The organism is Novosphingobium sp. AAP93 (genome assembly GCF_001296055.1).
Taxonomy (GTDB): domain Bacteria; phylum Pseudomonadota; class Alphaproteobacteria; order Sphingomonadales; family Sphingomonadaceae; genus Novosphingobium.
The window spans coordinates 1-2286 of the sequence record NZ_LJHZ01000138.1 but is presented as its reverse complement, the minus strand read 5'-3'; the positions used below and the strand labels follow the sequence as shown (position 1 = coordinate 2286).

4 protein-coding genes are annotated in these 2286 nt (G+C 58.9%); all 4 read right to left on the bottom strand.

Annotation, left to right across the window (positions count from 1 at the left end; all coding sequences use genetic code 11):
* Positions 1 to 33: 33 nt before the first annotated feature.
* A complete protein-coding gene (locus IP83_RS19190) occupies positions 34 to 555 on the bottom strand; it encodes a hypothetical protein (protein WP_054123847.1) in 522 nt (173 codons plus the stop codon).
* Between the two features lie 20 nt (positions 556 to 575).
* Positions 576 to 809 (bottom strand): hypothetical protein, encoded by a 234-nt coding sequence (locus IP83_RS19185; protein ID WP_054123846.1) that lies wholly within the window; start codon positions 807 to 809, stop codon positions 576 to 578.
* Positions 810 to 1030: 221 nt separating this feature from the next.
* Complete coding sequence (rpsI, locus tag IP83_RS19180; RefSeq protein WP_072384568.1) at positions 1031 to 1564, bottom strand: 30S ribosomal protein S9; 534 nt, start codon at positions 1562 to 1564, stop codon at positions 1031 to 1033.
* 3 nt (positions 1565 to 1567) lie between these two features.
* Positions 1568 to 2047 carry a 50S ribosomal protein L13 gene (gene rplM, locus IP83_RS19175; RefSeq protein WP_054123845.1) on the bottom strand — a complete coding sequence of 160 codons (480 nt, stop codon included), beginning with the start codon at positions 2045 to 2047 and terminating at the stop codon, positions 1568 to 1570.
* Positions 2048 to 2286: the final 239 nt, after the last annotated feature.

The window sequence follows — 2286 nt, the reverse complement described above, 5'->3', positions numbered from 1 at the left end:
CAAATCTCAGTGGAAATTACGGCCCCTCCCGGGTCACTTCTCAGTGGCAATCAACAGATTGTAGTCAGCTAGCTTTTCGCCCTGCTGCGTCGACCAATATGCGATCCGCCAGTCCCAGTAGCCATGAGCGAACTGCGCTGTGATATCGTTCAAGCGCATTGATTTGCCGTCAGCGTAGCGAAAATACGCCTTGTAGTAACGAGCCGCTTGATTCTTGTGCCAACGCTGACGATCAGCTCGCCACGTGCGATTGTTCACGTTGCGCTGATACCAATCTTCCCAGTGCTTCTCGAATGTGTAGTCGTCGATAGCGTGACCAAGATCGGCTGCGGTTGTGAGTCTGTCATATTCTTTGCGAGCGAACGCATACGCATCTTCGTATTTGGTCAGCTTCGTGCTGCGATCAATGTGCTTTCGAAGCCCTCGAATCTTGAGCTTCATGTACCAAGTCGGTTTGCGATGGGACTTCACGTTGGGGACAGCGGTGGCGAGATTGCGCTGATACAAGATCAGATCGCCACCGAGATGCTCGACCCTGTTTTCGTAGTACGCCATCGCCTAGACCCAGCCAGCTTCTAACTACGAGCAACCGCCTCGAGAATCTTCTGCATCTCGTCCCAAAGTCGCTGTTGCCGCTCACGCTGCGAGTCCAGCATGGTCAAAACTCCATCTGTCGGATTTGAGCCAGTGCCGCTTGCGACACGCATGAACGCCTTTGTCACCTCAGCTTGCAGCTTATCACCTTCAGCCTTGCAGGCATTCCAGAGATCGAGAAGTTCGAAATAGCGTTCTTGTAGATTGTCGCTCATACCTACGTCCTCTCGTTTTTAGCTTCAAGATCGCTCGATCCTGTTCTCAATCCAAGTCATCGTCAGCACCCCTAAGATGCCCTGACTGCTGCGATTATGCTATTTCCGAGAACTCAGAACGTCAATGATCCCAACATTCTGCTACGATTCTGCTACAAAGAAAAAGGGGCTGCGATTTCTCGCAACCCCTTGATTTTTCGACGAAAAATGGACTTTTCGTCTTAACGCTTCGAGAACTGGAAGCTCTTGCGGGCCTTGGCCTTGCCGTACTTCTTGCGTTCGACAACGCGCGGGTCGCGGGTGAGGAACCCGGCGGCCTTGACGGCGCCGCGCAGCGCGGGCTCGAACTTCGAAAGCGCCTGCGAGATGCCGTGCTTGACCGCACCGGCCTGACCCGAGAGACCGCCGCCCTTGACAGTGGCGACGACGTCGTACTGACCCGAGCGGTCAGCGACTTCGAACGGCTGGTTGATGACGAGACGCAGCGTCGGGCGCGCGAAATAGACTTCCTGATCGCGGCCGTTGACGGTGATCTTGCCCGAGCCGGGCTTGATCCACACGCGGGCGACGGCATCCTTGCGGCGGCCGGTCGCGTAGGAACGACCCTGCGCGTCGACTTCACGCTCGCGCAGCGGCGCGGCGGGAGCCGAGGGGGCGCGAGGCGCTTCGGTCGTCGCGGCAGGAGCAGCGGCGGCGGCAGCCGAGGTCAGATCCTTGAGATCCGCGAGGCTGGAGACGGTATCGGTGTCGGACATGGTTTACGCACCCACCTTGTTCTTGCGGTTCATCGACGCGACGTCGAGCGGCTGGGGCTGGGTCCCGGCGTGGGGATGCTCAGCACCGGCATAGAGATGCAGCGCGCGCATCTGCGCACGGCCGAGCGGGCCGCGCGGAATCATGCGCTCGACGGCCTTTTCCAGCACGCGCTCGGGGAAGCGACCACCGAGAACCTTGTCCGCGGTGACTTCCTTGATGCCGCCGGCATAACCGGTGTGCTTGTAGTAGATCTTGTCCTTGAGCTTGTTGCCCGTCAGACGCACCTTGTCGGCGTTGATGACGACGACATGATCGCCGCAATCGACGTGCGGGGTGTAGCTCGGCTTGTGCTTGCCGCGCAGATGATTCGCGATGATCACCGCGAGACGGCCGACAACGAGGCCATCGGCATCAATGAGATGCCACTTCTTTTCCACCTCGGCCGGCTTGATCGACCGGGTGACTTTCGTGAGCGCCTTCATGGCTGAAACCCATCCTGGAAATGTGGTACGCCGCAGGCAGGCCGAAAGCGAAGCCGGAGGCGAGGAAGCGCGCCTTTGCTCACAAACCCGCCAAGAGTCAAGCAAACCGGGCGTTTCCGGAGAGGTAAAATAATACCGTGCTCTTGTTTGACGTTTCAGCAAGGCTGAAACGTGGGCGGCACCGGCCCGCTCCCCCGCCCGGCCACCCACGAGAGTACCCTGAATGGGTGGCCGGGCGG